This window comes from Sphingomonas sp. Leaf21, assembly GCF_916858675.1.
Taxonomy (GTDB): domain Bacteria; phylum Pseudomonadota; class Alphaproteobacteria; order Sphingomonadales; family Sphingomonadaceae; genus Sphingomonas.
Genome location: NZ_CAKASM010000025.1, coordinates 1 through 25,191, shown reverse-complemented (window position 1 = coordinate 25,191; position 25,191 = coordinate 1). Strand labels below are relative to the sequence as shown.

The following is a 25,191-nucleotide window of genomic DNA, read 5'->3' as shown; positions in this document are numbered from 1 at the left end:
CGACTGGCCTACCCACCTGAAGCCGCATGACGCTGGCCCGGCCCGATTGGCGCGACCGTCTGCGCGCGGCAATTCCCACGGCGCTGATCGTGGGGGGCATGGGCTATGCGCTGATCCTGGGGCTGGGCTTCGCGCCCGGCGTGCCGATATCCTCACCGGCGCTCGACAGTTTCGATGTGACACCCCCGGCACCGCCCCCGCCGCCGCGCGTCCGGCCGCAGAAGGTCGCGACCCACCGTCCGCGCGGCGCCGCCGCGCCGCCCAATATCCGATCGCAGGCGACCGAGATCGTCGCGCCGCCGCCACTGGTCGTGCTGCCGCCCGTCTCGCCGGTGGTGGTCGCACCGGTCGCGGGCACCGGCGCGGATGCGAGCCAGGGCGCTTCGGACAGGCCCGGTCCCGGAACCGGCGCGGGCGGGATCGGCAACGGGACGGGCAGCGGCGGATCGGGTGACGGCGACGGTTATGGCGATGAGACGCCGCCCGAGTTGATCCGTGGACGGATCACGCCATCGGATTATCCGCCTGGTGCATCGCGCGCTGAAATTGGCGGGAAGGTCACGGTGCGATATTTCGTCAATGTCGACGGACGTGTCAGCGGATGTGTCGTGACGCGGAGTTCTGGCAACGCCGAACTGGATGAAACGACATGCCGATTGGTAACCCGACGGTTCCGGTACGCACCCTCACGCGATGCGGATGGTCGTCCGGTGGGCGCCTATATTCTGCAGAACCATGAATGGGTGCCCGAACCTGATAATGATTGAGGCCGTCGAAGGCCAAGCGAAAACCTTAGCCCTGAACCCCCACGCTCCGCGTCAACGACAGGAACACATCCTCCAGATCGGCCTCCTTGGTCGAGACGTCGACGATCCCGAACCCGTCCGCCTGAACCGCCGCGAGCACCTGGCCCGCATTCACCTTGTCCTTGGCATAGGTGATCTCCAGCGTGCGCGTGCCCTTCAGCACGATCTTGCCGAAGCTGGCATGGTCCGGCACCGCCGCGACGTCGCGATCCACCGTCACCGCGACGATCTTTTCCTGCGCCTTGCCGACCAGCTCGCGGGTCGGTTCGTTGGCGACCAGGCGGCCATGGTTGATGATGGCGATCCGGTCGCACAACTCCTCGGCTTCTTCGAGATAGTGCGTCGTCAGCACCACCGTCACGCCCCGGTCGTTCAACTGCCGGACATAGGCCCAGAGCTGCTGGCGGAGTTCGATATCGACGCCCGCGGTCGGCTCGTCGAGGACCAGCACGGGCGGCGAGTGGACCATCGCCTTAGCGACCATCAGCCGCCGCTTCATGCCCCCCGACAGGGTGCGCGAATAGGCGTTGGCCTTATCCTCCAGATGCACCGCGCGCAGCAGCTCCATCGAGCGCCGCTCGGCCTTGGGCACGCCGTACAGCCCGCCCTGGATCTCCAGCGTCTCCAGGGGTGTGAAGAAGGGGTCGAACAGGATCTCCTGGTTGACGATGCCGATCGACGCCTTGGCGTTGCGCGGATGCTGGTCGATATCGAAGCCCCAGATCGACGCCGAGCCCTCGGTCTTCATCACCAAACCCGCCAGGATGTTGATGAGCGTCGATTTCCCGGCGCCGTTCGGCCCCAGCAGTCCGAAAATCTGGCCGCGCGGCACGTCGAAGCTGACCCCGTCGAGCGCGCGCTTGCCGCCCTGATAGGTCTTGGCGATGCCCTGGATCGAGATGGCGGCTTCTGTCGTGGCGGTCATGGCCTCATGCGATAGGCCCGTGCGGCGGACAGGCCAAGCCGGTTTTCGGCAATTGCACGGTGGCGTCCGCCTTGCTATCGCGCGGACCTATGTTGCCGCCGCCCGAAACCACCCGCGTCTCCCAGACCCGCGTCGCCTGCGACGGCGCCACCGACATTCCGGGCGGCGCCGCACTCGGCCATCCGCGCGTCTGGCTGCAGATCGACGAGACCGGCTATGTCGATTGCGGATATTGCGATCGCCGCTTCGTGCTGATCGGCGGCCCGGCGGATGGGGTGGACCAGGCGACATTGCCCGATCACGGCGACGGCGCGGGCCGCTAAGCCCCACGCTCATTGAGACTCACGCCCCTCCCGTAGACGGGAGGGGATGGGGGAGGGTTTTGCCGCAAGCGCTGGTCTCGGTGAGACCCCTTGCCCTCCCCCGACCCTCCCGCCTGCGGGAGGGAGGAAGAAGGGGGGAGGCGGTAGAGTTTCAAAGCGGTGGGGGATGCCCTATATCTCCGCGATGACCGCCACCGATCCCCGCTCGTTCCTGTACCGCGACACGCTGGACCCCGACGCCGCGCTGCGCCTTACCGCCAGTGCGCTGGCCCGTGCGGACGATGGCGAGCTTTACCTGCAGTATAAGCGCTCGGAAGCGTTCGGTTTCGACGACGGTCGGCTGAAGACCGCGGCCTATGACACCCATTCGGGCTTCGGCCTGCGCGCGGTGTCGGGCGAGATGACCGCCTTCGCGCATGCCAACGAGCTGTCCGAGGCCGCGATCCGGCGCGCCGCGCAGACCATGGCGCTGATCGACCCCGCCAAGGGCGCCGCGGCACCCCCGCCGCAGGGAACCAACCGGCATCTCTACACCGCGACCGATCCGCTCGACCTGATCCCCTTTGCCGAGAAGGTCTCGCTCTGCCAGACGATCGACGCCGCCGCCCGCGCGCGCGATCCGCGTGTGGCGCAGGTCTCGGTCGGCCTGTCGGGGAGCTGGAGCGTGGTCGAGATCGTTCGCGCCGACGGCTTCGTCGCCACCGATGTCCGGCCGCTGGTGCGGCTCAACATCTCGGTCGTGGTCGAACAGAATGGGCGGCGCGAGACGGGGAGCTTCGGAATCGGCGGGCGCTATCTCTATGACCGGCTCGTCGCGCGCGAGACCTGGGAGCGGGGCATCGACGTCGCGCTGAACCAGGCGCTGGTCAATCTCGATTCGGTCGCCGCGCCTGCGGGCGAGATGACCGTGCTGCTCGGACCGGGCTGGCCGGGCGTGCTGCTGCACGAGGCGATCGGCCACGGGCTGGAGGGCGACTTCAACCGCAAGGGCACCTCGGCCTTTTCGGGGCGGATCGGCGAGCGGGTCGCCGCGCCCGGCGTCACCGTGGTCGATGACGGGTCGCTGGCCGACCGGCGCGGCTCGCTGTCGATCGATGACGAGGGCACGCCGACGCGCGAGGTCGTGCTGATCGAGGACGGTATCCTGAAAGGCTATATGCAGGACCGGCTCAACGCGCGGCTGATGGGTGTCGCGCCCACCGGCAACGGCCGCCGCGAAAGCTTCGCCCATGCTCCGATGCCGCGCATGACCAACACCTTCATGAAGGGCGGACGGGACGACCCCGCCGAGCTTCTGTCGCGGGTGAAGACCGGCATCTTCGCCAAGTCCTTCGGGGGCGGCCAGGTCGACATCGTGTCGGGCAAGTTCGTCTTCTCCTGCACCGAGGCGTACCGGATCGAGAACGGCCGCTTGGGCGCGCCGATCAAGGGCGCGACGCTGATCGGCGACGGGCCCAGCGTGCTGACCAGGGTGAAGGGCATCGGCAACGACTTCGCGCTGGACGAAGGTGTCGGCGTGTGCGGCAAGGGCGGGCAGAGCGTGCCCGCGGGCGTCGGCCAGCCGACCTTGTTGGTCGAGGGGCTGACGGTAGGCGGCACCGCACTGGCGGCCTGACAGCCTCCCCGAGCCGGGGAGAAATGCCCGAAAAATGGGCAGGCCGGAATGAATGCCTAAAATTTGATGCAATGCGGCGGGGTCCGGACCCGGCATTGCATCGTCGCACGCTCGCAAACGTCACCAAATCGTAAACTGGCACACCCCTTGCGATGCTTGTCCTCGGGTAACGCAAAGGGGGCGTAGATGAAGCTGATCATCGCCATCATCAAGCCATTCAAGCTCGACGAGGTGCGCGAGGCGCTCACCACCTTGGGCGTGGCGGGCATGACGGTGACCGAGGTGAAGGGTTTCGGGCGGCAAAAGGGCCAGACCGAAATCTATCGCGGCGCCGAGTACAGCACCAACATGGTGCCCAAGATCAAGATCGAGGTCGTCTGCGCGTCCGAGATCGCCGACCGCGTCGTCGAATCGATCCAGGCCGCCGCGAATACCGGCGCGATCGGCGACGGCAAGATCTTCATGCTCGATGTCGGTCAGGCCGTGCGGATCCGCACCGGCGAAACCGACGACGCAGCGCTCTGAGAGGGGGGATTTCGATGAAGCATGTCTCCAAATTGGCGACCGGCGCGGCGGGCTTCGGCCTGACGCTGTTCGCCGCCATGCCCGCCTGGGCGCAGGCGGCGGCCGCCGCTCCGGCCGCGACGGTGAACAAGGGCGACACCGCCTGGATGCTCACCTCGACCGTGCTGGTCATGATGATGATCCTGCCGGGTCTGGCGCTGTTCTATGGCGGTCTGACCCGCGCGAAGAACATGCTGTCCACCATGACCCAGATCGGCGCGGCGGCCTGCCTCGCGATGCTGATCTGGGTGATGTACGGCTATAGCCTGGCCTTCGGGCCGGACGTGTCGGGGGGCGCGTCCAACTTCATCTCCGGGCTGGGCAAGGCCTTCCTGAAGGGCGTCACGCCCGCCAGCCAGGCGGCGACCTTCACCGCGGGCGTCGAAATTCCGGAATATGTCTTCATCTGCTTCCAGATGACCTTCGCCGCGATCACCGCCGCGCTGGTGCTGGGCTCGGTCGTCGAGCGGATGAAGTTCTCGGCGGTCATGGCCTTCACCGCGGTGTGGCTGACCATCGTCTATTTCCCGATCGCGCACATGGTCTGGGCGTCGTCGGGCCTGTTCTTCAAGGCGGGCGCGCTCGACTTCGCCGGCGGTACGGTGGTGCACATCAACGCCGGTGTCTCGGCGCTGGTCGCCGCGCTGATCCTCGGCAAGCGCATGGGCTATCCGACCACGCCGATGCCGCCGCACTCGCTGACGCTGACCGGTGTCGGCACCGGCCTGCTCTGGGTCGGCTGGTTCGGGTTCAACGCCGGTTCCGCGCTGGAGGCCAATGGTTCGGCGGGTCTGGCGATGATCAACACCTTCGTCGCGACCGCCAGCGGCGGCCTGTTCTGGATGCTGGCCGAGCGTGTTGCGGGGCATAAGGGTTCGGCACTGGGCTTCTGCTCGGGGATCGTCGCCGGTCTGGTCGCGGTCACCCCGGCGGCGGGCAATTCGGGTCCGTTCGGCGCGATCGTGCTCGGCGCCATCGCCAGCGTGGTCTGCTTCTACGCCGTGTCGGTCCTGAAGCCCAAGCTCGGCTATGACGATGCGCTCGACGCCTTCGGTGTCCACGGCATCGGCGGCATGATCGGCGCGATCGGCACCGCCGTGGTCTATGCCCCGTCGCTGGGCGGTCCGGGTGCGGCGGATTACGCCATCGGCCCGAAGCTGCTGGTCCAGCTCGGCGCGGTCGCCACGACCATCGTCTGGGCGGGTATCGGCACCGTCATCGCCATGTTCGTCGCCAAGGCCCTGACCGGCCTCCGGGTCTCAAAGGAAGTCGAGCAGGAAGGCCTCGACCTCGGCGAGCACGGCGAACGCGCCTACAACTGATCGGGAGCGGGGGCGAAGAGAACCCCCGCACCCCACGACGTTCCTCCTGCGGACGACCTAAGCCCGGTGCGGCAACGCACCGGGCCTTTTTTGTGTGTAGGCGGGAGAGGAAATCCCAACCTGTGCTCAGCCTGGGTCCTTCCGGCTGGCAAGCTTGCCGCTCGGGATAGGCTCGCGGGATTACCGCCCCTTCGGCCCCGCCTGCTGCGCCTGCGCCGCCTTGGCCGCCTCATATTCGTCGAAGGTGCGGGACAGCAGCGCCTGCGCCTCCGCCTCGGTGACCTTGCCGTCCTTGTTGGCGTCGGCCTTTTCGAACCAGAGGTCGGCGAGTCGTCCGGCATGGACGGCGTCGATCTGCTGCTTGCCATTGCCCATGCGCATGATCGCCGCCTTCACCTCGGCCTTGGTCAGCACGCCATCGTGATTGGTGTCGCGCGCCTTGAACTCGCGCGAGAATTTCGCGGCGGCGGAGGCGCGGGTGTCCTGCTGGGCCAGCGCGGGGGTGGCCAGCGTGGCGGCGATCAGACCGGCGACGAGAAAACGGGTCATGCACGGGACTCCAGAGGGGCTCTTGTCGGCCGCTCCTGACGGCCTTTGGCTGTCGCCGCAATGAACGAACCCAAGCGAAGGTTGCGTGGGGCGACGACAGCGCATAGGGCGCGGGGCAAATCCATCCCCTCTCCGAAGGACTTTGCCGTGAGCGAAGATATCAAGCGCGTCGTCCTCGCCTATTCGGGCGGCCTCGACACCAGCGTCATCCTCAAGTGGCTGCAGCAGCATTATGGCTGCGAGGTCGTGACCTTCACCGCCGATCTGGGCCAGGGCGAAGAGCTGGAGCCCGCGCGCAAGAAGGCGGAGATGGCGGGCGTGAAGCCCGAACACATCTTCATCGACGACCTGCGCGAGGAGTTCGTCAAGGATTACGTCTTCCCGATGATGCGCGCCAATGCGCTGTACGAGGGGCTGTACCTGCTCGGCACCTCGATCGCGCGGCCGCTGATCGCCAAGCGTCAGATCGAGATCGCCAAGATGGTGGGTGCCGACGCGGTCAGCCACGGCGCGACCGGCAAGGGCAACGACCAGGTTCGTTTCGAACTGGGCTATTACGCGCTGAACCCCGACATCAAGGTCATCGCGCCGTGGCGCGAATGGGACCTGACCAGCCGCACCAGGCTGATCGAGTTCGCCGAGGCGCATCAGATCCCGGTGTCGAAGGACAAGCGCGGCGAGGCGCCCTTCTCGACCGACGCGAACCTGCTGCACACCTCGTCCGAGGGCAAGGTGCTCGAGGATCCGTGGGACGAGGTTCCCGATTACGTCTATTCGCGCACCGTCAATCCGGAAGACGCGCCGGACGTGCCCGAGGTCATCACCATCGATTTCGAGCGTGGCGACGGCGTCGCGCTGAACGGCGAGGCGTGCTCGCCCGCCACGCTGCTGACCAAGCTCAACGAACTGGGCCGCAAGCACGGCATCGGCCGCCTCGACCTGGTCGAGAACCGCTTCGTCGGCATGAAGAGCCGCGGCATGTACGAGACGCCGGGCGGCACCATCTATGCCCTCGCGCATCGCGGCATCGAGCAGATCACGCTCGACCGGGGCGCCGCGCATCTGAAGGACGAGCTGGCCCCGCGCTATGCCGAGCTGGTCTATAACGGCTTCTGGTTCTCGCCGGAGCGCGAGATGCTGCAGGCCGCCGTCAACCACAGCCAGGAGAAGGTGACCGGCACCGTCCGCCTGAAGCTCTACAAGGGCCAGGCGATCGTCACCGGCCGCAAGTCGCCCTATTCGCTCTATTCGGAAAAGGTCGTCACCTTCGAGGACGATCAGGGCGCCTATGACCAGCGCGACGCGGCGGGCTTCATCAAGCTCAACGCGCTGCGCCTGCGGTTGCTGGGGCGTCGCGACCAGATCTGATCCGGATTCGGACGCGATGACCGGACGGGCGGATGGGGAGACCCGTCCGCCCTTTATCATGGTTTGGCCGGATGCCGCGATCGCGGCCTGTCGTCGGCATGGAACGCGCACTTCGACTGTGCCGAGTGATCGGGGGGGGGCAGGGTGCGGCATCTCGCGCGCTTTCCACCCCACGCCACGTTCCTTCAGCCTGAGCGTGGTCGAAGCCTATGCGCGAACCTCCGCCGCGCGTCCGGAATCGATGCCGCCCATCCGACCGACGCGCCAACAACTCGCCGCAGCGGGTTTCGCGTTCGTCTTGTCCTTGCCCCCTTCGGTCCGCTAGGCACTTTCGCCATGAATGGGGGAAAGCTCAACTGGTGGCAGACGCGGTGGTTCGTGGCGGCGATGGCGCTGCTCGCCGCGCTGCCGCTGATCTGGCCGACGGTGCCACCGCTGGTCGACGTGCCGGGCCATATGGGTCGCTACCGGGTCCAGCTCGAATATGCCAACCAGCCCTGGCTGGCCGACTGGTATCATTTCGAATGGCAGATGATCGGCAATCTGGGCATCGACCTGCTGATCGAGCCGCTGGCGCCGATCTTCGGGCTGGAGCTGGCGGTCAAGCTGATCGTCATGGCGATCCCGGTGCTGACGGTCACCGGGCTCCTCTGGATCGCGCGCGAGGTGCAGGGGCGGATCCCGGCCACCGCGCTGTTCGCGCTGCCGCTCGCCTATAGCTATCCCTTCCAGTTCGGGTTCGTGAACTTCGCGCTGGCGATGGCGCTGGCGCTCAACCTCTTCGCCTTGTGGCTGCGCATGGGGCGGCTGGGCCGGGTGAAGCTGCGCGCGATCCTGTTCGTGCCGTTGTCCTGTGCCCTGTGGGTGGCGCATACCTTCGGCTGGGGCGTGCTGGGCGTGCTCGCCTTCTCGGCCGAGCTGATCCGCCAGCACGACATCCGGCGCGCGAACGGAGCGAAGGGGGTCAAGGGGTGGATCGAGTCCGCCTTCCACTCCGGGATCGGCTGTATCCCGCTCGCGCTGCCGATGGTGCTGATGGTCGTGTGGCGCTCGGGCGCCGATGTGACCGGCCAGACCGGCGACTGGTTCAACTGGCGGTGGAAGATCAACTGGGTGACGATGGTCCTGCGCGACCGCTGGATGTTGTTCGACCTCGCCTCGGTCACGCTGTTGTTCCTCGTCCTGCTCAAGGGCGTTCGCGACGAGCGGGTCGAATATTCGCGCAATCTGGTGCTGTCGGCGGCGTTCCTGGCGGTCGTCTACCTGCTGCTGCCGCGCATCGTGTTCGGCTCGGCCTATGCCGATATGCGCCTGGCCCCCTATGTCCTCGCGATCGCGCTGATCGCGCTTCGTCCCCGGCGCGGGCTGTCGCTGCGCGGGGCGTCGACGCTGGCGGTGGTGGGGCTGGCATTCTTCGTCGTCCGGATCGGCGCGACCACGGCCAGCTTCGTGATGTATAGCAACGACTATGACCGGGTGCTGACCGCGCTCGATCACGTCCCGCCGCGCGCGCGGCTGCTGACCTTTGTCGGCCGCCAATATTGCGCCGATGTCTGGCCGTCGAGCCGGTTGGAGCATGTCGCCGGGCTCGCCCTCGAACGCAAGCTTGCCTATGCCAACGACCAATGGTCGATGGCGGGCGGGCAATTGCTGACCGTGCGCTATTCCCCCGCCAAGCGGTTCGCGCACGATCCGTCGGAGATCGTCACCCAGCGGCGCTGCCGTGGCCAGTGGTGGCGGCCGATCGACACCGCGCTCAAGCTGCTGCCGCGCGACGCGTTCGACTATGTCTGGCTGGTCCACCCGCCACGCTATGACGAAAGCCTGACGCGCGGGATGACGCCGATCTGGCGGTCGGGGCGCGACGTCCTCTACCGGATCGACGATCGCCGCCCGATCATCGACCCCGCCGCCTATGAGCTGCTGAGCCGTCCGACGCCGGGCGACGACCGCCGCGCCCCGCCCGCGCGGCGCAGCACGCTCCCCGACAAGGACGACGACTGAGACCTCACCCCCGACGAAAGGGAGTGAGCTCGCCCAGATAGTCGCTTTCGGCCTCGATCGCCGCGCGTTCGGCCCGCACGAACTCGGCGACGGCGCCGCGAAAGGCGGGGTGCGGTATATAATGGGCGGACCAGGTCGGCACGGGGACGTAACCGCGCGCCAGCTTGTGTTCGCCCTGCGCTCCGGCCTCGACCGTCGACAGCCCGCGTTCGATCGCGGCGTCGATCGCCTGGTAATAGCATAGCTCGAAATGGAGGAAGGGCACTTCCTCGACCGCGCCCCAGTAACGGCCATAGAGCGTATCCGCGCCGATCAGGTTCAGCGCCCCCGCGATCGGTCGCCCGTCGCGCTCCGCCAGGATCAGCAACAGCCGCTCACCCATGCGCTCGCCGATCCGGTCGAACGCGGCACGGGTGAGATACGGGCGACCCCATTTGCGGCTGCCGGTATCCTGATAGAAGACCCAGAAGGCGTCCCAATGTTCGGGACGGATATCGGCACCGCTCAGGTGACGGATGGTCAGCCCCTCGACGGCGGCGGCGCGCTCCTTGCGGATCGCCTTGCGCTTGCGACTGGCCAGCGCGGCGAGGAAATCGTCGAAGCTGGCATAGCCGTCGTTGCGCCAGTGGAACTGAACCCCCTCGCGGATCAGCCAGCCCGCCGCCTCGAACGGCGGCAGCTGCTCGGGCGAGACGAAGGTGACGTGCGCGGAGGACAGCTCGTTCTGGTCGGTCACCGCCTCGATCGCGGCGATCAGCGCGGGGGCGAGTGCGGGATCGCGCAACAGGAGGCGCGGGCCGGGCACCGGCGAGAAGGGCGCGGCGATCTGGAGCTTGGGGTAATAGCGGCCCCCGGCACGCTCCCAGGCATCCGCCCAGCCATGGTCGAAGACATATTCGCCCTGGCTGTGCGCCTTCAGATAGGCGGGCGCGATCGCGGCGGGGCGGCCATCGGCGCCGTCGATGACGATCGGAGCCGGGGTCCAGCCCGAGCGGCCGCCGACGCTGTGCGATTCCTCCAGCGCGGTCAGGAAAGCGTGGCTGACGAACGGGTTGGCGGTGCCCGCACAGGCGTCCCACTCGTCAGGGGACAGGGCGGCGACGCCGGACAGGATACGCGCGATGGCGGTGGTCATCGCTGGGGGATATGCGATGCGGGGTGGGGTGGGACAAGGGGGGACAGGGGGGGGGAGCGGTTCGCGGGTGGAGAGGGCCCTCCCCCATCCCCTCCCGCCTGCGGGAGGGAAGCGGCTAGAGGCTAGCGCAGGCGTTCCACATCAGCCAAGCACCACGCCCCTCCCGCAGGCGGGAGGGGATGGGGGAGGGCAGGGCCGCAAGCGACCCAGCCCGGAAAAAATCACCCCAACTGGATGATCGCATCCACCTCGACCGCCGCGCCCAGCGGCAGGACCGGCACGCCGACCGCCGAGCGCGCATGGCGTCCGGCATCGCCGAACAGCGAGACCATCAGCTCGGATGCGCCATTGGCGACCTTGGGCTGGTCGGTGAAGTCGCCCGCCGAATTGACGAACACCCCCAGCTTGACGATCCGCTTCACGCGGGCGAGGTCGCCGCCCAGATATTTCTTCACCTGCGCGACGAGCATCAGGCCACAGGCCTGCGCCGCCTTCTGACCGTCCTCCAGCGAGACGCCGTCGCCCAGCCGCCCGGTGACGAGCTGGCCGTCGATGAAGGGCAACTGCCCCGAAATGTGGAGAAGCCCGCCCGCCTCGACGACGGGGACATAGGCGGCGACGGGGGCGGCGGCCTCCGGCAGGGTGAGGCCGAGCTGCTCGAGCGCGCGATCGATATGCGTGGTCATGGCGCGAGACATGGCGCGCCCGCCCCGGTCAGGTCAAGCCGGAGCGATCAGGCGGCGGGTCGTCCCCCGGCGAAACGCGCCGCGATCCAGTCCTCCGCCCGCCGCCAGTCGTCGATCCGCGCATGTGCGTCGGGGGCGGGGGCCACGTGCGGCGCCATTTCGGGTTCGGATACCATGTGCAGCCGGTGGACCTGCGGCGCATGGTCCGCGACCGAGGCATGATGCTGCGGCAGATCGTCGACGAAGACGGTGACGGGGTTGCCATGTTCGGCGACCAGCCTGGCCACCGGCTCGCCCTTGCCGCCGCTGTTGCACTGGACGCGGTGGGCGATGCCAAAGCGTGCGAGCTGCTCGATCCGCGGCTGGCGGCATTCCTCGATCAGGTTGGTGAGGATGACGATGTCGGCGGTCTCGGCCAGGCGCGCCAATGCCTCGGCGGCGTGGGGGACCAGCGTCTGGCGGTCCATCTGGCCGGGGAAGAAGCCGTGCAGCAGATCCCAGGCCTCGGTCTGGCTGAGCGCGGGGCCGCCGTCGCGCCGCGTCATCGCGCCGAAAAAGTCGTGGCGGTCGAGCGCGAAGTCGATGTCATGCGCCTCGTCCAGCCAGTTTCGGAAGTGCCGGACCATATGGACCAGCACCTCGTCGCAATCGCAGATCAACAGGGGTTTCATGCGGTCTCCAACAGGCGACGGGCGGCGACGAGCGATTCGGGGCGGGTGCCCAGCGCCTCGGCACAGTCGATCAGATCGGCCTCATGCCCCTCCAGGAACGACAGGATCGCCGCGAGCACGCCGGGTTCGCCCGCGCCGCCGCGCAGCTCCTCGACCGACAGACCGGTCAGCGCCAGCAGGCGTTCGGCGCGCGCGGGGCTTTGCAGCGTCCACACCAGCGCCTGCAACGCCAGCGCCATGGCGGGCTCGATCCGTGCGGGCTCGATTGTATCCGGTCGGGGCATTGCCTATCGTCGTCCCTGATCAATGATGGAGCGGGCGTGGCAAGAAAGGTGCTCGTTGTCGAGGACAACGAACTCAATCTCAAACTCTTCTGCGACCTTCTGGGCGTGCACGGCTTCATCGCGGAGCCGGTACGCGACGGGCGGGAGGCGGTCGCGCGGGCGCGCGAGGTCGAGCCCGACCTGATCATCATGGACATCCAGATGCCGCACGTCACCGGCTACGAGCTGATCCTCGAGCTGAAGGCGGACGAGGCGCTGCGGCGAATCCCGGTGATGGCGGTGACCGCCTATGCCGGACGCGACGACGAAGACCGGATCCGTGCGGCCGGGGCCGATTCCTATGTTTCCAAGCCGATCAGCCTGATGCGCTTCATGGAGGCGGTGAACGCGCTGGTGTGAGGGGGGCGTAGCCGTTCACGCCAAGCGACGTCGAAGTGGACGTCCCGCGCTTCGCCGCGAAATCCATCCCGCGGCTGGCGCCTTCGCTCAGATGTCCGATTCGTCCTCAACCGTTGCCTTGCGCCCCTTGAAGCCCTGCGCGACGACGAACCATTCCACCGAACCCTTGCGGCTAGACGGGGGCTTGGCGTGCTTCACCGTGGCGAAGTGGCGCTTCATCTCGGCGACGAGCTGCGAATCGGCGCCGCCCGCGAACACCTTCGACACGAACACCCCGCCGGGTGACAGCACGTCGCAGGCGAAGGCGAAGGCGGCCTCGACCAGGCCCATGGTGCGCAGCGCGTCGGTCTGCGGATGGCCGACGGTGTTCGCCGCCATGTCGGACATGACGAGGTCGGGCGCTCCGCCCAGCGCCTCCATCAACCGGTCCGGCGCCGCATCGTCCATGAAGTCCATCTCGAAGATGGTGACGCCGTCGATCGGATCGACCGGCAACAGGTCGATGCCGACCAGCGCGGCATTGGGCAGCTTGCGCCGCACCACCTGGCTCCACCCGCCAGGCGCCAGCCCCAGATCGATGACGCGCTTCTTGCCGCGCAGGAAGCCGAACCGCTCGTCCAGCTCGATCAGCTTGTACGCCGCGCGGCTGCGATACCCCTCCGCCTTGGCGCGGCGGACATAGGGATCGTTCAACTGGCGCTCGAGCCAGCGGGTCGATTGGGCGGTGCGGTTCCGGGCGGTGCGCACGCGCTGGTGCAGCCCCGAATTTCCTCTGCTCACGGTCTGGTGATCCCCATCAAACGGCGCAGGATCCCTTCGCGAATCCCACGGTCGGCGATCCCTAGCCGCTCGGCTGGCCAGAGGTCCAATATCGTCTCCAGGATCGCGCAGCCCGCGACCACCAGATCGGCGCGCTCCGGCCCGATGCACGCCACCTTCCCGCGCGCGGCAAGGCTCTTGCGCGACAGGTCGGCGCTGATCGTGCGCATCGCCGCAGTCGGCACGATCAATCCGTCGACGGCGGCGCGGTCATATTGGCTGAGCCCCAGATGGACGCTGCCCAGCGTCGTGACCGTGCCGCTCGTGCCGAGCAGGCGCGGGCGCCTCAGGTCGCGGGGCAGGCGCGCGGCGAAATCGGCGAAGCTCTCCGCGACGATCGCGCGCATCCGGGCATAGGCCTCCAGCCGCCCCGCCTCGCCCTCGCCGCCGCCCGCGCTCTCGGTCAGCGAGACGACGCCCCAGGGCGCCGAATGCCAGTCCAGAATGCGGGGAATGGGCGAGCCGGTGTCGACCAGCACGAGTTCGGTCGAACCGCCGCCGATATCGAACACCAGGGCGGGATCCTCGCCCGGCTCGATCAGCGCGTGACAGCCGAGCACGGCGAGCCGGGCCTCCTCTTCGGCGGAAATGATGTCGAGATGGATGCCCGTCTCGGCCAGCGCGCGCGTGATGAAGGCGGGGCCGTTGGCGGCACGGCGACAGGCCTCGGTCGCGACCGCGCGCGACAGGGTGACGTTGCGGCGCTTCAGCTTGTCGGCGCAGACGCGAAGCGCGGCGATGGTACGCTCGATCGCGGCATCCGACAGGCGGCCGGTCGTCGCCAGTCCCTCGCCCAGCCGGACGATGCGCGAAAAGGCGTCGACGACAGCGAAGCCGCCGCCCTGCGGCCGCGCGATCAGCAGGCGGCAATTGTTGGTGCCCAGGTCGAGCGCGGCATAGGCCTGCGCATCGGACCACCGGCCGCGTGGGGGCCGGGGCGGTGCCGAACGGGCAGGGGGCTTGGCCTGCCGGTACGGCCTTCGGGTGGGAACATCCCCCATCGCCGTATCTCACTTATTTCTGTTCTATCCGTCACGGACTTGAGCGTCCGCCGGTGCTTGACCATCAAAGTAGCGAGTCGCCGCCCGCGCGACAAGACGGACAGAGGCGCAACCATCGGAAATCCGGTTGACAAGGCGGATTCGCCCGCCTAGAGGCACGCCCCTGTCCGGTGCCCCGTCGTCTAAAGGTAAGACCACGGACTCTGACTCCGTTAATTGAGGTTCGAATCCTCACGGGGCATCCAGATTTTCCTATATCGTCGTCGCCAATCGCTTTATCGCTCGTCATCGTGACGGGGGATCGAATGCGCGCGATGCGATATGTCGGGGCGGCCATGGTCTTGGGCCTGGTGTCGCTCGCGCTCGCCTGGCTGACGGGCGGGATCACCGGCAGCTTTCTGGGCCCCGATGAATCGGCCCATTACGTCAACACGCTGTTCCTCGCCGACTGGCTGCGCGCGGGGCTGCCCGGCCCGATGACGTTCGCGCGCGACTTCTATGCCCATTATCCCAAGCTCTCGATCGGCCACTGGCCGCCCGGCTGGTACGCGCTCCTCTCGCCGCTCTTCGCGCTGACCTGGCCCTCCCCCGCCGTGGCGGCGATGTTCAGCGCGGTCGTGGCGGGCCTGCCCGCGCTCATGGTCGTCTGGGCGCTGACCCGGATGGGGGCACCGCGGCTGGGAGCGATAGCGGCGCTGACGATGCTGGCGTCGCCGCTCGTGGTCGACAGTGCGCGATCCTTCCTGCTCGACCAGCCGGTGGCGCTGATCGTCGGGCTGGGGGCGATCGCCTGGCTTCGCGCCGCCGAGGAACCGGGCTGGCGGCGCTTCGCGTTGTTCGGCGCGCTGGCCGCCTTCGCGCCGCTGGTGAAGGGCAATGGCGCGCTGATCGCGCTGGTCCCGGCGATCGAGATCGCGTTCGCTCGACGCTGGTCGATCCTGCGCGACCATAGGCTATGGGCGATCGCGGCGGCGACGCTTCTCGTCGTCGCGCCCTGGTATGCGGTGTCGTTCCGGATCTCGGCGGGCGGTTTCAACTATGCGCCGGGCCTGGCCTATGCATGGCTCGCGCTGTCGACCAACGTCGCGGCGCTGGTCGAGGATTTCGGGTGGATCGGGACGGCGCTGACGATCGCGGGCGCTGTCCTGGGGTGGCGGGATCCCCGCACGGCGCCGGTCGTGCGGCTGGCGCTGTCGGTGATCCTCGCGACCCTGGCGTTCCAGTCGATCGTGCCGGTCGCGCTCGATCCCCGCTATGTGCTGCCCGCCACGCCATGGGCGGTGACGATGATCGCGACGGCGGTCCTGCTGCTCTGGCGTCGGGGCGGCGCAGCGCGTCCGATCGCCGCGTTACTGGGGCTGGCCACGCTGATCGCGCCGGTCACGGCGCTGATCCACCTGCCGCCGAAGCGCGACATGGGCGCGCCAGCCATCGTCGCGGCGATGCGCGGGGCACCCGGTATCTGGATGGTGGACGGTCGCGCGGGTGGCGAGGGCGCGATCATCGCCGAGGCCGCCTATCGCGATTGCGGCGACCGCAGCCTGTGGGCCGCGCGCGCGTCGCAATGGCTGTCGGGCAGCGACTTCATGGGCCGGGGCTATCACCTCATCGCAAAGACCCCGGCGGACGCGACGGCGATCCTCGATCGTATCGGGGTGGCGGGGGCGGTCATCGTCCGTGACCGGGGCCAGGATGCCTATCCGCACAGCGCGATCCTGGCGCGGACCGTCGCTGGCGGGGCGTACCGGCTGATGCGATATCCGTTCGAGCGGGGCGCGGGCGAGGTGATCGTGGCGATCCGCCGCGCGCCCATCGCGCCGCACCCCGAGCGACTGGCGCCGGGCGACGTATCGCGCAACGTCAAGGCGCTGACCCGCTGACGCACCCGGTCGGACGAAACTGGGCACTCGGATCGTCGGACAATGTCGCTCAGTCCCCCAAGGCCATTTGGCTTCCATCGGGGTCGAGGAATGCGGCGCGCAGCGGCAGGGTCGCGGCGCCTATCGCGGCCGCGTCGCCGTCGATCGTCGACGGGACGATTCGAGCGGCGGGGCGGTGAAAGCCGCGCCGTTCGGGGTTGGTGAAGCGGATCCGGGCGGCGATCCGCGCCGCCAGCGACGATGGCAGGCGACCGCCCAGCACGATCGCCCCCGGATCGACGGTGGCAGAAATGGCCGATGCCACCAGGTCGAGCGACGGCAGGCAGCGGTCCAGCCAGCGATCGACCGCCGCATGGTCGGCATCGAAGTCGGCCAGCATCGCGTGCAGGTCGGCGAAAGTCCGGCCATGTTCCGCGAAGGTCGTGCGCAGCGCCTCCAGATTGGGCTGCGGCCAGTCGGCGGGCAGGATCGAGGCGAACTCGCCTGCATTGCCATGCCGCCCTCGCAGCGGCAGCCCCTGCGAGATGATGCCGCCACCGAAACCGGCGGAGAAATAGAGATAGGCGAAATCGCGGCACAGGCGACCATGGCCCAGCATCGCCTCGCCGATCGCGGCGACGTTGCCGTCATTGTCGATCCACACCTTTTCGCCCAGCGCCTCGGCCAGGATGGTGTCGAGCGGCACCAGCGCCCAGGGGTCGAGCAGCCGGGGCGGGTTGAGCCGGGCGCCGTCGCCGATGAAATAGCCGGTGACGCCGACCCCGATCCCGACCAGCCGCGCTCGGTCGCGCCCGGCGTCGGCGATCGCGGTATCGATCATCCGGCGGATCTGGCGGCAGGCGGGCTGGATCTCCGTATCGGCCATCCGCTCGCTGCGGCCGCCCTGCACCTGGCCCGCGAGGTCGAGCAGCACGAGCGATACCGCGTCGGTCATCACCGACAGGCCCACCGCGAACGCCGCCCGACCCTCCAGCGCCAGTTTCGCGGCGGGCTTGCCGCGCCCCGCCGCGACGGGCAGCGCCTCGCCCACCAGGCCGCGCGCGATCAACGGTTCGACCAGGCGCGTGATCGAATGCGGCGCGAGGCCGGTCAGCCGCGCGAGGTCGGCGCGGCTCGACGGGCCCTGCCGCGACAGCAGGTCCATCACCACGCGCTCGTTGGCGGTCGCGGTGCGGCGGCCGTCGTCGCGAAGGAAACAGGGCGGATAATCGCCGGCGCTGATGGCTTTCATCCGCCTGGCAAGCCGCGCGCGCGCGCGTGTGTCAAGCCGGGCAGGCGCAGCACCGCCTTGGCGAGCGCGCCCAGCGCGACGATGCCGATCACGTCGGCCGCCAGGAACGGCAGCGGCACCATCGTCGCGCCGATCAGGGCGCCGCCCGCCGCGATGGCCCATAGCAGCGGTGCCGTGCCCAGGCCGCCCCCGCCGCTGGCGACACCGGCGGCGAGCAGCGAGGCGAGTGCGGTCCCCACCGCCCGCGCCCGCGCCAGGCCGACCGCGCGGGCGGGCGTGTCGCCCAACCGGGTGAGCAGCGCATCGTGCGGCACGTCGGTGCCCGAATAGGCGATCCGGAACACCAATGTCGCCGCGAGCAGCGCCGCCACGCCACAAGGCGCGAGCAGCACCGTCGCGGGGAAGCTGACCCCGGCCAGCACCAGCGCTACCCGTCCACAACAGGCTCTTGCCGACATGCGCCGCAGCATAGGTCGCGCGGGCGCGGCGCCAGGTCACGGATTCCAGCGGACCTTGTACAGCTTCATCCCCGGCGTCTCGATCCGGCGTGGATGGCTGGTGTCGCGGTCGGCGACCGTGAAGCCGTGCGCCCACCAACTTTCCTCCGCCTGCACCCACGCCATCGCCCCCCTGGCCACGCTGACGGCCTTGACCCGCAGCCTGGGGTTCAGCGCCGGGATCGGCGCGAAATCGCCACGGTCGGGATCGAAGCGCCATACCCCGTCATCGGTGGTGACGACATAGCCGCCCTCGGGCGTCGGCGACAGGTCGTGCCCGTCGTGCCGCCCCGGCAGCGTCCAGCGCGCGGTTTCGACCAGACGCGGCGCCGCCGCCTTCGGATCGAAGGAAAAGGCCTGGATCAGGTCGTGTGACAGCGCGAACAGCCGGTGCCGCCGCGCGTCCCACACCGCGCCATGGCCGGAGGGCAGCGGCAGGCTGGCGAGCGGGCTTTCATTGCGTGACACGTTGTACAGTTCCAGGCGGTCGCCCGCCGGGTTGATCGACAGCGCCACCGCCGCATAGCCGCCGGGGAGCAGGTCCGCCGAATGCGCCATCGGCGTCCTGGCGCGGAAGCGGACCTTCCCCGTCGCGCGATCGATCACCACGGTTCCTCCGGTCGACGCGGTCACCAGGATCGCCTTGCCCCCGTCGACCGGCTTGCAGTCGTCGATATGGGCCAGCAACCTGTTGCGATAGGCGTCCGGCAGATCGGTCGCCTGCGCGGCGGTCCAGCGCCACGTCTCGCGCGCCTGATCGCCCGTCACCGCATATTCGCGGATCTGGTCGTCGCCACAGGCATAGAGCCGCTCGGCCGCAATCGCGCCGGAGCTGGCCGAGAGCGCGAGCAAAGCAGTCAACATCCGGAACATAGGCACCTTTCCTGACCCGATATGAGGACGATCGCGCCTAACGGCGCTCCGTCATAGATATGTCACCTATAGTGAATAATAGGCTATCGACCTGTTCGGGAAAAGAGGGGACTAGCGTGAAAATGTCGTTCGGCTTGCGAAGCCTGCTGCTATTGTCGTCGGCACTCGCCGCGCCGGTCCACGCCCAGACGGCCCCTGCGTCGCCTGCCGCAGCGCGCGACATGGACGCGGACATCGTCGTCACCGGCGCACGGCTCCAGGCGTTGCGCGAGATCGAGGCGAAGCGCGACATTCCCGTCATCTCCGACAGCATCAGTTCGGACGAGATCGGCACGCTGCCCGACTTCGGGCTGGGCGAGGCGCTGACGCGCGTGCCGGGCGTGTCGACCATCCAGAACAATGCGCGCGGCGAGGCGCAATTCCTGTCGATCCGCGGCCTCAACGCCGACTACAACCTCGTCCAGATCGACGGTGTGTCGCTGCCTGCCAACGAGGTGGGGCGCCGCAACGTCTCGCTCGACGTCATCCCCTCGTCGCTGGCGTCGCGGGTCGAGGTGTACAAGTCGGTCAACGCCGCGATGAACGGCAATGCGATCGGCGGCATCGCCAATCTGCGCACCCGCAGCGCGTTCGACGGCGGCGGCAAGCCGTTCGTCGGTGGCCGGTTCGACATCGGCAAATGGGATTTCGAACGGACGCGCGGCAAGGCGGGGCCATCGGGGCAGGCGGAACTGGTCGCGTCCACCACCTTCGGCCCGGAGCACAAGTTCGGCGTGGTCGTGGCGGGCAGCTATTTCCGGCGCGACTCCGCATCGCTCAACTCCGCCAGCGACAATTACCTGTATTTCGATCCCGCTACGGCCACACGGCTGACCTCGCCGACCAACGACGTGTCGAACGCCTTCGTCGCGCCGGACCGCCGTCGCTGGCTCCATTACGACAATATCCGTCAGCGTTACGGCGTGTTCGGCAAGCTGGAGTTCGACGATCACCGGATGTTCAAGGCGGCGGTGACGCTGGCCGACTTCCGCCACACCAATGACGAGGAGCGGCAGTCGAACCTCGTCGCCGCCAACACGGCGGTGACGACCGCGACCAACCGCTACACCAATTTCAGCGCCGTCACCGCGACCGGCGGCAATGTCGCCAACGCCAATGCGCAGGTCGATCTGGTCAATTATTATCAGACCCGCCGGATGCGCTATGCCGATTTCCGGGGCGAACTGTCGCCGACCGATCGCATCCATGCCGATTTCGGCGTCAATTACGCGGTGGCGACCTATAGCCAGGATGCCCGGCTCGCGACCTATCGGATCGCGAACACCAACAGCCTCGCCTATGCCTATACGATCACGCCGGACGCGTTCACGCAGTTCAATTTCACCAACCCGGCCTATGTCGCGAACGCCGCCAATTACCGCCAGTTCGAATATGGCACGACGGCCGAGGACCAGCGCGAGAATGCGCTGACCGCGCGCGCCAATATCGGCGTCAACATGGCGGGGGAGGATCGTGGCCTTGGCGTGGGCACGGGGGCGTTCGCGCGGTTCCTCGATCGCCGCTACGACTTCGTCCAGGACAATTACCGGACGACCACCGCCGCCAACTACCTGCTCTCGGGCGTGCTCGCGCCGCAGAGCTACACGCCGTACAATGGCGGCGGGCAGACGATGCTGTTCGTCGATCCGGGCGCGGCGCGATCCTTCTTCGACGCCAACCGCAGCGGCTTCGCCGCCAATTCCGCCAATGCGGGCAGCAGCCTGCAATCCGATTACAATCTGACCGAGAATATCGTCGCGGGCTATCTGATGGCGCGCTACGCGCTCGACACGGCGCGGCTGACGGCGGGGGTGCGGTTCGAGGATACGACGCTGACCACCGGCTCTTACCGCCTGCGGAATTCGGTCTACACCTGGGGACAGCAGGGCCAGCATTACCAGAACTGGCTGCCCTCCGCACAGTTCGACTGGGACCTGACCGATCGCCTGCGCCTCCGCGCCGCCTATAGCCGCACGCTCGGCCGCCCCAATTACGACGACCTTGCCGCGCGCGAGAGCGTCAACGTCAACAGCTCGACGGGCGCGATCAGTATCACCTCGGGCAACCCCGACCTGAAGCCCCGCCGGTCCGACAATTACGACCTCAGCCTGGAATATTACGTCGACCGCGACGTGCTGTTCTCGGCGGGCCTGTTCCGCAAGGACATAACGAACGAGATCATCACCGTCCGCAACCAGGCGAGCGAGCTGTTCGACGGCGCGCAGCAGCTCGTTACCCGCATCCGCCCGGTCAACGCGAGCAGTGCCAAGGTGCAGGGGGTCGAGCTGAACGCGGTCGTCGCGCGGATGCCCTTCCTGCCGGGTCCGCTCGCCGGGCTGGGCGTGTCGGCCAATGTCACCCTGCTCGACCCGACGCCGCCGGAGGTCACGCTGTCAGACGGCATTACGCGCCGTCGCCTGTCGGGGCTGTTCGAAAGCGCCAATACCGTCGCCAACGTGAAGCTGTTCTACACCGCCGGGCCGGTGACGGTGCAGGGCGCGTGGAATCACCTGTCGCCGATCCTCTATTCGGTCTCGACCACCGATCCGCTCGGCGACCGGCGCTATGCCGCCAGCGATCTGTTCGACGCGCAGTTGCGGCTGAAGCTCAGTCGCCACTGGACGATCGTCGCGCAGGGCAAGAACCTGACCGACTTCCGCCCGCAGCGGATGTTCGGCCCCGGATTCGGCCTGCTGCGCGAGGAGATCGACAACGGCCGCGCCTTCTACATCGGCGCACTCGTCCGCTACTGATGCGCGCGTTCGCCGATACGGACGAAAGCGTGCCCACGATGCCCGCTGACTTCGCCCCGATGGCGGGGCGGAGCGTGGAGACGCGGCGGCGTGCTACCGGGCGGCGCGCGACAGGGCGAAGCTGTCCTCGAGCATCTGGAACCGGGTGACGACGCCATCGGCGATGGTCAGCACGATCGCGAATTGCGACGCCATCACCTTGCCCGTCGTCCTGATCCGCGTCCGCAGTGCGCCGACGATCGCGGCGCGATCGTCGCTGGCCAGGATGTCGTCGACATCGAACGACAGCGGCTCGGTCAACGCACGCAGATCGCGCAGGAAGTCGGCCATCGCCTGCCGACCCGTCCGTCGGCCGATCCACGGCATGGCGTCGGCATCGCCCTGAACCTCGAACACCAGGTCCTTCGCGAAGGGTGCGGCAATGTCCTCGGGATCGCGGCCTTGCCCGATGCCCTCCAGCAGCGTCCGGGCGATCTCGATATTGCGTTGTCGGCTCATGGTCAGTCCCCAAATTCTGGAGGGCGGTATGCCCTCGGTGTCACGCGGCCTTCGCGCGCTCGCTCGGCAAGCCGACGAACTGATCGCGGTGATCGCGCACGAAGGCGGTGAAATCATGCGGCGGGATGCCGGTCAGCCGTTCGATCTCGAAGGTCGGATCGATGTCGTGATGCCCGGCGACGACATCGGCGAACTGGACGACCAGCCCCTTGGTCATCCAGCGCGAATTGCCGGTGACGCGCAGCAGCGCGGCGAACAGCGGATTGGGGAGGTCGAGATAGCGCACCTTGCGCCCCGCGACCGCGCCGAGGCGCTCGGCCGCCGCCTTCATGTCGAGCGTTTCCGGACCCGTGAGGAAATATGTCGCGCGGACGTGTCCGTCCTGGCGCAGGACCGTGGCGGCGACACGTGCCACGTCGCGCGTATCGACCCACGACACCGACCCCTTGCCCGCGACCTGCGGCAGAAAACCTTTCGCGATCGCATCCTTGAACCACAGGAAATTCTGCATGAACGCCGTGGGCTTCAGGATCGTCCAGTCGATCCCCGACGCGCGCAGATGATGGTCGATCCGGGCGTGCGTCCGCGCCCATGGCACGGTCGAGCGGATATTGGCGTCGGATGCCGACAGCTTGACGATGCGGCGGACACCGGCCTGGCGGGCAGCGTCGATCGCGGCCGTCTCCTGCGTGAACTGGCGCTGGGTGGGCGGGGTGATCAGGAACATCGTGTCGATGCCCTGCATCACGGCTGGCAGCGTCTCGGGCCGGTCGAAGTCGCCGAGCACCGCGTCCGTCCCCTTCGCGCGAAACGCATCGACCTGCGCCTGCTTGCGGCCCATCGCGCGGAACGGCGTGCCTGTCTGGCCCAGCAAGCGGCAGATTTCGCCGCCGATGCCGCCGGTCGCACCGGAAATGAGGATCATGATGTGGGTCCTTTCCGACATGAGAAGGGAGTGCCCCGCTCGTCGAGGCGCTCGGAGATGATGGTGACCATCGCCTGAAGCGTGGCGATCGCGTCGCGGATGCGATCGGGACCGATCCGGTCGACGATCGCCCGATCGATCGGCGCGACGGCATGCTCGGCACCCGACACCGCCTCACTCCCCGCGGCGGTCAGCATGACGAGCTTGGCGCGAAGATGCTCCGGATTGGGCTGGAACATCACCAGGCCCCGCTGCGCGAGCAGATCGACGATGCGTTGCACCGCCTGCCGGGTCAGCCCCATGGCGCGAGCGATCGACGCAACCGTCAGGGGCGTCGGCGCATAGCGCAACGCGGCGAGCACCTGCCACCAGGCGCTGGTGAGGCCGAGATGCTCGACGAGCATATTGCCGGCACTCACCAGCCGCCCGTTGGCGGCGAAAACCGCGAGTGCGAGCTCGCGTGCGTCGGTAGGGGTGTCATTCATGCGATATCCGCGCCGTCCAATGACAACATGCTGTCAAAACCAGACGCGGACGTGATGGTTCCCGGTGGGCACGTCGTCGGTGGGGCGATGGCGTCCGCGCGAAGCATGTATCCGAGATTGTGATTGCAAACCGCCCCGAGGCATTCTGGGCACCTGCAGCGGAACGACCTGTGCTGCCTTACCGGGTCTGCCGCTTCACCATCATCCGCGAACGTACATGAACGTACGAAGTCGGGCAGCGACGAAGATGGCCCGGGATGGCTGCAAGGGGGCGCGCCAGCCCAACCGCCTCGTCAGCTGGCGCCCATTTGTGATCGTCCACCTATCGGGTAAAAGCGTGCGGTGTTGCTGATGCTGATTATCCTCTCCGCCTGGACTGTGCTGCCAGCGCTGCTAGCGACGGCGATCATCGCGGTCGTCTTCAAGGGGCGTCGAATATCGGATCGATCGCCTGCTTCGATTGCGGCGATCGTGGGCGCCGCTGTGCCATTCCTTATGCTGGTCTATGGCCTATACTTGGCTTGGCCATGGCCGTGGTTCACCCTTCAGCATCGATACGACGGCCTGGGGCAGCCGGGTGCATGGCTCGTCTTTACCGCCGCACCCGCATTGGTCGCCTGCCTGGCCGTCAGCTGGATGATACTGGGAAGACGACGTCGGGCCGTTAGCTGACCTGCGCAAACGTCCGGCTCGAATTACCAGACGCTGTCGATGGGGACGATGGACGGATGACCGGTACAGGGTCTTGCCGACTGGGAGAGAAGCGATGGCCGCTCAAAAGCTATCGTACTTTCGGATAGCCATCCGTCGGAAGGCGCATTTGGCCTGCAAAAAGCCTGTGTCCGGCTGCCGATCGACACCGTTCGCATGGATAACCATGCCATCCACATCCGGGCTAGCATGGCGGCGTTGAGAAGCGCGGTGGCGGGGCGGCAATGCCGCCATATCCATGGTGCCCGGCTCTGGCCGGAAATGGTGCCCAGAAGAGGATTTTACGGTTGGCACCAAAAACGGCGGATTTCTGCGGTTTTCTGAAACAGCGTCGGGACGCTTGTATTAGGCCTTTGTACTAGCTGAGGCAAGGGGCTGGCCGATGTGGGTCCACAGTAGAGACTCAAACCGAATCACTCGCCGAACTCCCTTTCAATCCGCGCAAGGTATCGGAAGGGGGAAGGACCGTCCTTCACACCAGCTACGCTTTTGACCGACAAGCCAGTTAATATGCCGCCGCCAATCGCCGCCGCCGCCGTAGTAAGATTAAAGCCCTGAGCAATGGCTGCTAAACCGCCGCCGCCGACTACACCACGGGCAGCAGCAGCCCAATCTAACTCAGTGGTAAGGCTAGCTATTGCCCTTTTAACATTCGATTGCCGAGCCTTCTTTAGGTAATCAGACAACGAGACATCAAACCGCTCAATCTCTAGGTTGACTGCTCTTACATCGCCTTCTTTGGATAGCTTGATTGAGTAGCCCCTAGATTTCTGGACGCCTCGGGTCCTAATTTTGAGGACAGGAGGCGACGATGGGGAAACCCAATTT

26 protein-coding genes and 1 tRNA gene are annotated in these 25,191 nt (G+C 67.6%); 12 read left to right on the top strand and 15 right to left on the bottom strand.

The annotated features are described in order from the left end of the window. Positions 1-26: 26 nt before the first annotated feature. The gene (locus LRP66_RS15320) at positions 27-767 is read left to right on the top strand and encodes an energy transducer TonB (RefSeq protein WP_230483471.1); all 741 of its coding nucleotides are present in this window, start codon (positions 27-29) and stop codon (positions 765-767) included. A 25-nt stretch (positions 768-792) separates the two neighbouring features. Here the strand turns inward: LRP66_RS15320 and LRP66_RS15315 are convergent, their stop codons facing one another. Beyond that, the gene (locus tag LRP66_RS15315) at positions 793-1,731 is read right to left on the bottom strand and encodes an ABC transporter ATP-binding protein (RefSeq protein ID WP_230483470.1); all 939 of its coding nucleotides are present in this window, start codon (positions 1,729-1,731) and stop codon (positions 793-795) included. Between the two features lie 89 nt (positions 1,732-1,820). Here LRP66_RS15315 and LRP66_RS15310 point away from each other — a divergent pair, with 89 nt between their 5' ends. The 4 genes from LRP66_RS15310 to LRP66_RS15295 all read left to right on the top strand — a co-directional run bounded on the left by LRP66_RS15310 (position 1,821) and on the right by LRP66_RS15295 (position 5,555). Further along, positions 1,821-2,054: a zinc-finger domain-containing protein gene (locus tag LRP66_RS15310; protein ID WP_230483469.1), complete on the top strand. Its 234-nt coding sequence runs from the start codon at positions 1,821-1,823 to the stop codon at positions 2,052-2,054. 166 nt (positions 2,055-2,220) lie between these two features. Further along, a complete protein-coding gene (tldD, locus tag LRP66_RS15305) occupies positions 2,221-3,669 on the top strand; it encodes a metalloprotease TldD (RefSeq protein WP_443026705.1) in 1,449 nt (482 codons plus the stop codon). 186 nt (positions 3,670-3,855) lie between these two features. Beyond that, positions 3,856-4,194 (top strand): P-II family nitrogen regulator, encoded by a 339-nt coding sequence (locus LRP66_RS15300; protein WP_058717839.1) that lies wholly within the window; start codon positions 3,856-3,858, stop codon positions 4,192-4,194. A 14-nt stretch (positions 4,195-4,208) separates the two neighbouring features. Next, on the top strand, positions 4,209-5,555 hold the full coding sequence (locus LRP66_RS15295) for an ammonium transporter (RefSeq protein WP_230483468.1): 1,347 nt from the start codon (positions 4,209-4,211) through the stop codon (positions 5,553-5,555). A gap of 180 nt (positions 5,556-5,735) precedes the next feature. On the opposite strand, the gene LRP66_RS15290 is transcribed toward LRP66_RS15295, so the two are convergent. Beyond that, positions 5,736-6,104 carry an EF-hand domain-containing protein gene (locus LRP66_RS15290; RefSeq protein WP_230483467.1) on the bottom strand — a complete coding sequence of 123 codons (369 nt, stop codon included), beginning with the start codon at positions 6,102-6,104 and terminating at the stop codon, positions 5,736-5,738. Between the two features lie 147 nt (positions 6,105-6,251). Between LRP66_RS15290 and LRP66_RS15285 the strand changes: the two genes are divergently transcribed. Beyond that, positions 6,252-7,472, top strand: a complete 1,221-nt coding sequence (locus LRP66_RS15285) for an argininosuccinate synthase (RefSeq protein WP_230483466.1) — start codon at positions 6,252-6,254, stop codon at positions 7,470-7,472. Positions 7,473-7,808: 336 nt separating this feature from the next. After that, entirely contained in the window at positions 7,809-9,476 is a 1,668-nt protein-coding gene (locus LRP66_RS15280) for a hypothetical protein (protein ID WP_230483465.1), read from the top strand. Between the two features lie 4 nt (positions 9,477-9,480). Here the strand turns inward: LRP66_RS15280 and LRP66_RS15275 are convergent, their stop codons facing one another. The 4 genes from LRP66_RS15275 to LRP66_RS15260 form a co-directional block, all read right to left on the bottom strand. Then, on the bottom strand, positions 9,481-10,611 hold the full coding sequence (locus LRP66_RS15275) for a GNAT family N-acetyltransferase (protein WP_230483464.1): 1,131 nt from the start codon (positions 10,609-10,611) through the stop codon (positions 9,481-9,483). A 221-nt stretch (positions 10,612-10,832) separates the two neighbouring features. After that, positions 10,833-11,297 (bottom strand): RidA family protein, encoded by a 465-nt coding sequence (locus LRP66_RS15270; RefSeq protein WP_230483463.1) that lies wholly within the window; start codon positions 11,295-11,297, stop codon positions 10,833-10,835. Positions 11,298-11,344: 47 nt separating this feature from the next. Continuing rightward, positions 11,345-11,968 (bottom strand): HAD family hydrolase, encoded by a 624-nt coding sequence (locus tag LRP66_RS15265; RefSeq protein WP_230483462.1) that lies wholly within the window; start codon positions 11,966-11,968, stop codon positions 11,345-11,347. Continuing rightward, the gene (locus LRP66_RS15260) at positions 11,965-12,252 is read right to left on the bottom strand and encodes a DUF3572 domain-containing protein (protein ID WP_230483461.1); all 288 of its coding nucleotides are present in this window, start codon (positions 12,250-12,252) and stop codon (positions 11,965-11,967) included. The genes LRP66_RS15265 and LRP66_RS15260 overlap by 4 nt, the downstream gene beginning before the upstream one ends. Before the next feature lie 36 nt (positions 12,253-12,288). On the opposite strand from LRP66_RS15260, the gene LRP66_RS15255 reads away from it, so the two are divergent. After that, the gene (locus LRP66_RS15255) at positions 12,289-12,651 is read left to right on the top strand and encodes a response regulator (RefSeq protein ID WP_230483460.1); all 363 of its coding nucleotides are present in this window, start codon (positions 12,289-12,291) and stop codon (positions 12,649-12,651) included. An 87-nt stretch (positions 12,652-12,738) separates the two neighbouring features. On the opposite strand, the gene LRP66_RS15250 is transcribed toward LRP66_RS15255, so the two are convergent. Next, the gene (locus LRP66_RS15250) at positions 12,739-13,431 is read right to left on the bottom strand and encodes an RlmE family RNA methyltransferase (RefSeq protein ID WP_230483459.1); all 693 of its coding nucleotides are present in this window, start codon (positions 13,429-13,431) and stop codon (positions 12,739-12,741) included. Continuing rightward, the gene (locus LRP66_RS15245; RefSeq protein WP_230483458.1) at positions 13,428-14,471 is read right to left on the bottom strand and encodes a Ppx/GppA phosphatase family protein; all 1,044 of its coding nucleotides are present in this window, start codon (positions 14,469-14,471) and stop codon (positions 13,428-13,430) included. The genes LRP66_RS15250 and LRP66_RS15245 overlap by 4 nt, the downstream gene beginning before the upstream one ends. Positions 14,472-14,642: 171 nt before the next feature. Between LRP66_RS15245 and LRP66_RS15240 the strand changes: the two genes are divergently transcribed. Further along, positions 14,643-14,716, top strand: a tRNA-Gln gene (locus tag LRP66_RS15240). 60 nt (positions 14,717-14,776) lie between these two features. Next, on the top strand, positions 14,777-16,351 hold the full coding sequence (locus LRP66_RS15235) for a glycosyltransferase family 39 protein (RefSeq protein WP_230483457.1): 1,575 nt from the start codon (positions 14,777-14,779) through the stop codon (positions 16,349-16,351). Between the two features lie 49 nt (positions 16,352-16,400). Here the strand turns inward: LRP66_RS15235 and LRP66_RS15230 are convergent, their stop codons facing one another. From LRP66_RS15230 to LRP66_RS15220, 3 genes are all read right to left on the bottom strand, one after another. Then, the gene (locus tag LRP66_RS15230; protein ID WP_230483456.1) at positions 16,401-17,582 is read right to left on the bottom strand and encodes an ROK family transcriptional regulator; all 1,182 of its coding nucleotides are present in this window, start codon (positions 17,580-17,582) and stop codon (positions 16,401-16,403) included. Next, entirely contained in the window at positions 17,579-18,004 is a 426-nt protein-coding gene (locus tag LRP66_RS15225) for a hypothetical protein (protein ID WP_230483455.1), read from the bottom strand. Before LRP66_RS15225 ends, LRP66_RS15230 begins: the two co-directional genes overlap by 4 nt. Positions 18,005-18,076: 72 nt before the next feature. Continuing rightward, positions 18,077-18,952, bottom strand: coding sequence for a DUF6528 family protein (locus LRP66_RS15220; protein WP_230483454.1), 876 nt, complete (start codon positions 18,950-18,952; stop codon positions 18,077-18,079). 122 nt (positions 18,953-19,074) lie between these two features. Between LRP66_RS15220 and LRP66_RS15215 the strand changes: the two genes are divergently transcribed. Continuing rightward, positions 19,075-21,744, top strand: a complete 2,670-nt coding sequence (locus tag LRP66_RS15215; RefSeq protein ID WP_230483493.1) for a TonB-dependent receptor — start codon at positions 19,075-19,077, stop codon at positions 21,742-21,744. 93 nt (positions 21,745-21,837) lie between these two features. Here the strand turns inward: LRP66_RS15215 and LRP66_RS15210 are convergent, their stop codons facing one another. Genes LRP66_RS15210 through LRP66_RS15200 form a run of 3 tightly spaced genes read right to left on the bottom strand, consistent with a single transcriptional unit; the run spans position 21,838 to position 23,652 of the window. Then, on the bottom strand, positions 21,838-22,242 hold the full coding sequence (locus LRP66_RS15210) for a nuclear transport factor 2 family protein (RefSeq protein WP_230483453.1): 405 nt from the start codon (positions 22,240-22,242) through the stop codon (positions 21,838-21,840). A 40-nt stretch (positions 22,243-22,282) separates the two neighbouring features. Continuing rightward, entirely contained in the window at positions 22,283-23,167 is an 885-nt protein-coding gene (locus LRP66_RS15205) for an SDR family oxidoreductase (protein WP_230483452.1), read from the bottom strand. Continuing rightward, positions 23,164-23,652: a MarR family winged helix-turn-helix transcriptional regulator gene (locus LRP66_RS15200; RefSeq protein WP_230483451.1), complete on the bottom strand. Its 489-nt coding sequence runs from the start codon at positions 23,650-23,652 to the stop codon at positions 23,164-23,166. The genes LRP66_RS15205 and LRP66_RS15200 overlap by 4 nt, the downstream gene beginning before the upstream one ends. A gap of 342 nt (positions 23,653-23,994) precedes the next feature. Between LRP66_RS15200 and LRP66_RS15195 the strand changes: the two genes are divergently transcribed. Further along, on the top strand, positions 23,995-24,324 hold the full coding sequence (locus tag LRP66_RS15195) for a hypothetical protein (protein ID WP_230483450.1): 330 nt from the start codon (positions 23,995-23,997) through the stop codon (positions 24,322-24,324). Positions 24,325-24,776: 452 nt separating this feature from the next. Here the strand turns inward: LRP66_RS15195 and LRP66_RS15190 are convergent. Further along, on the bottom strand, positions 24,777-25,191 hold a 415-nt coding region (locus tag LRP66_RS15190; RefSeq protein WP_230483449.1), incomplete at its 5' end, for a DUF6236 family protein.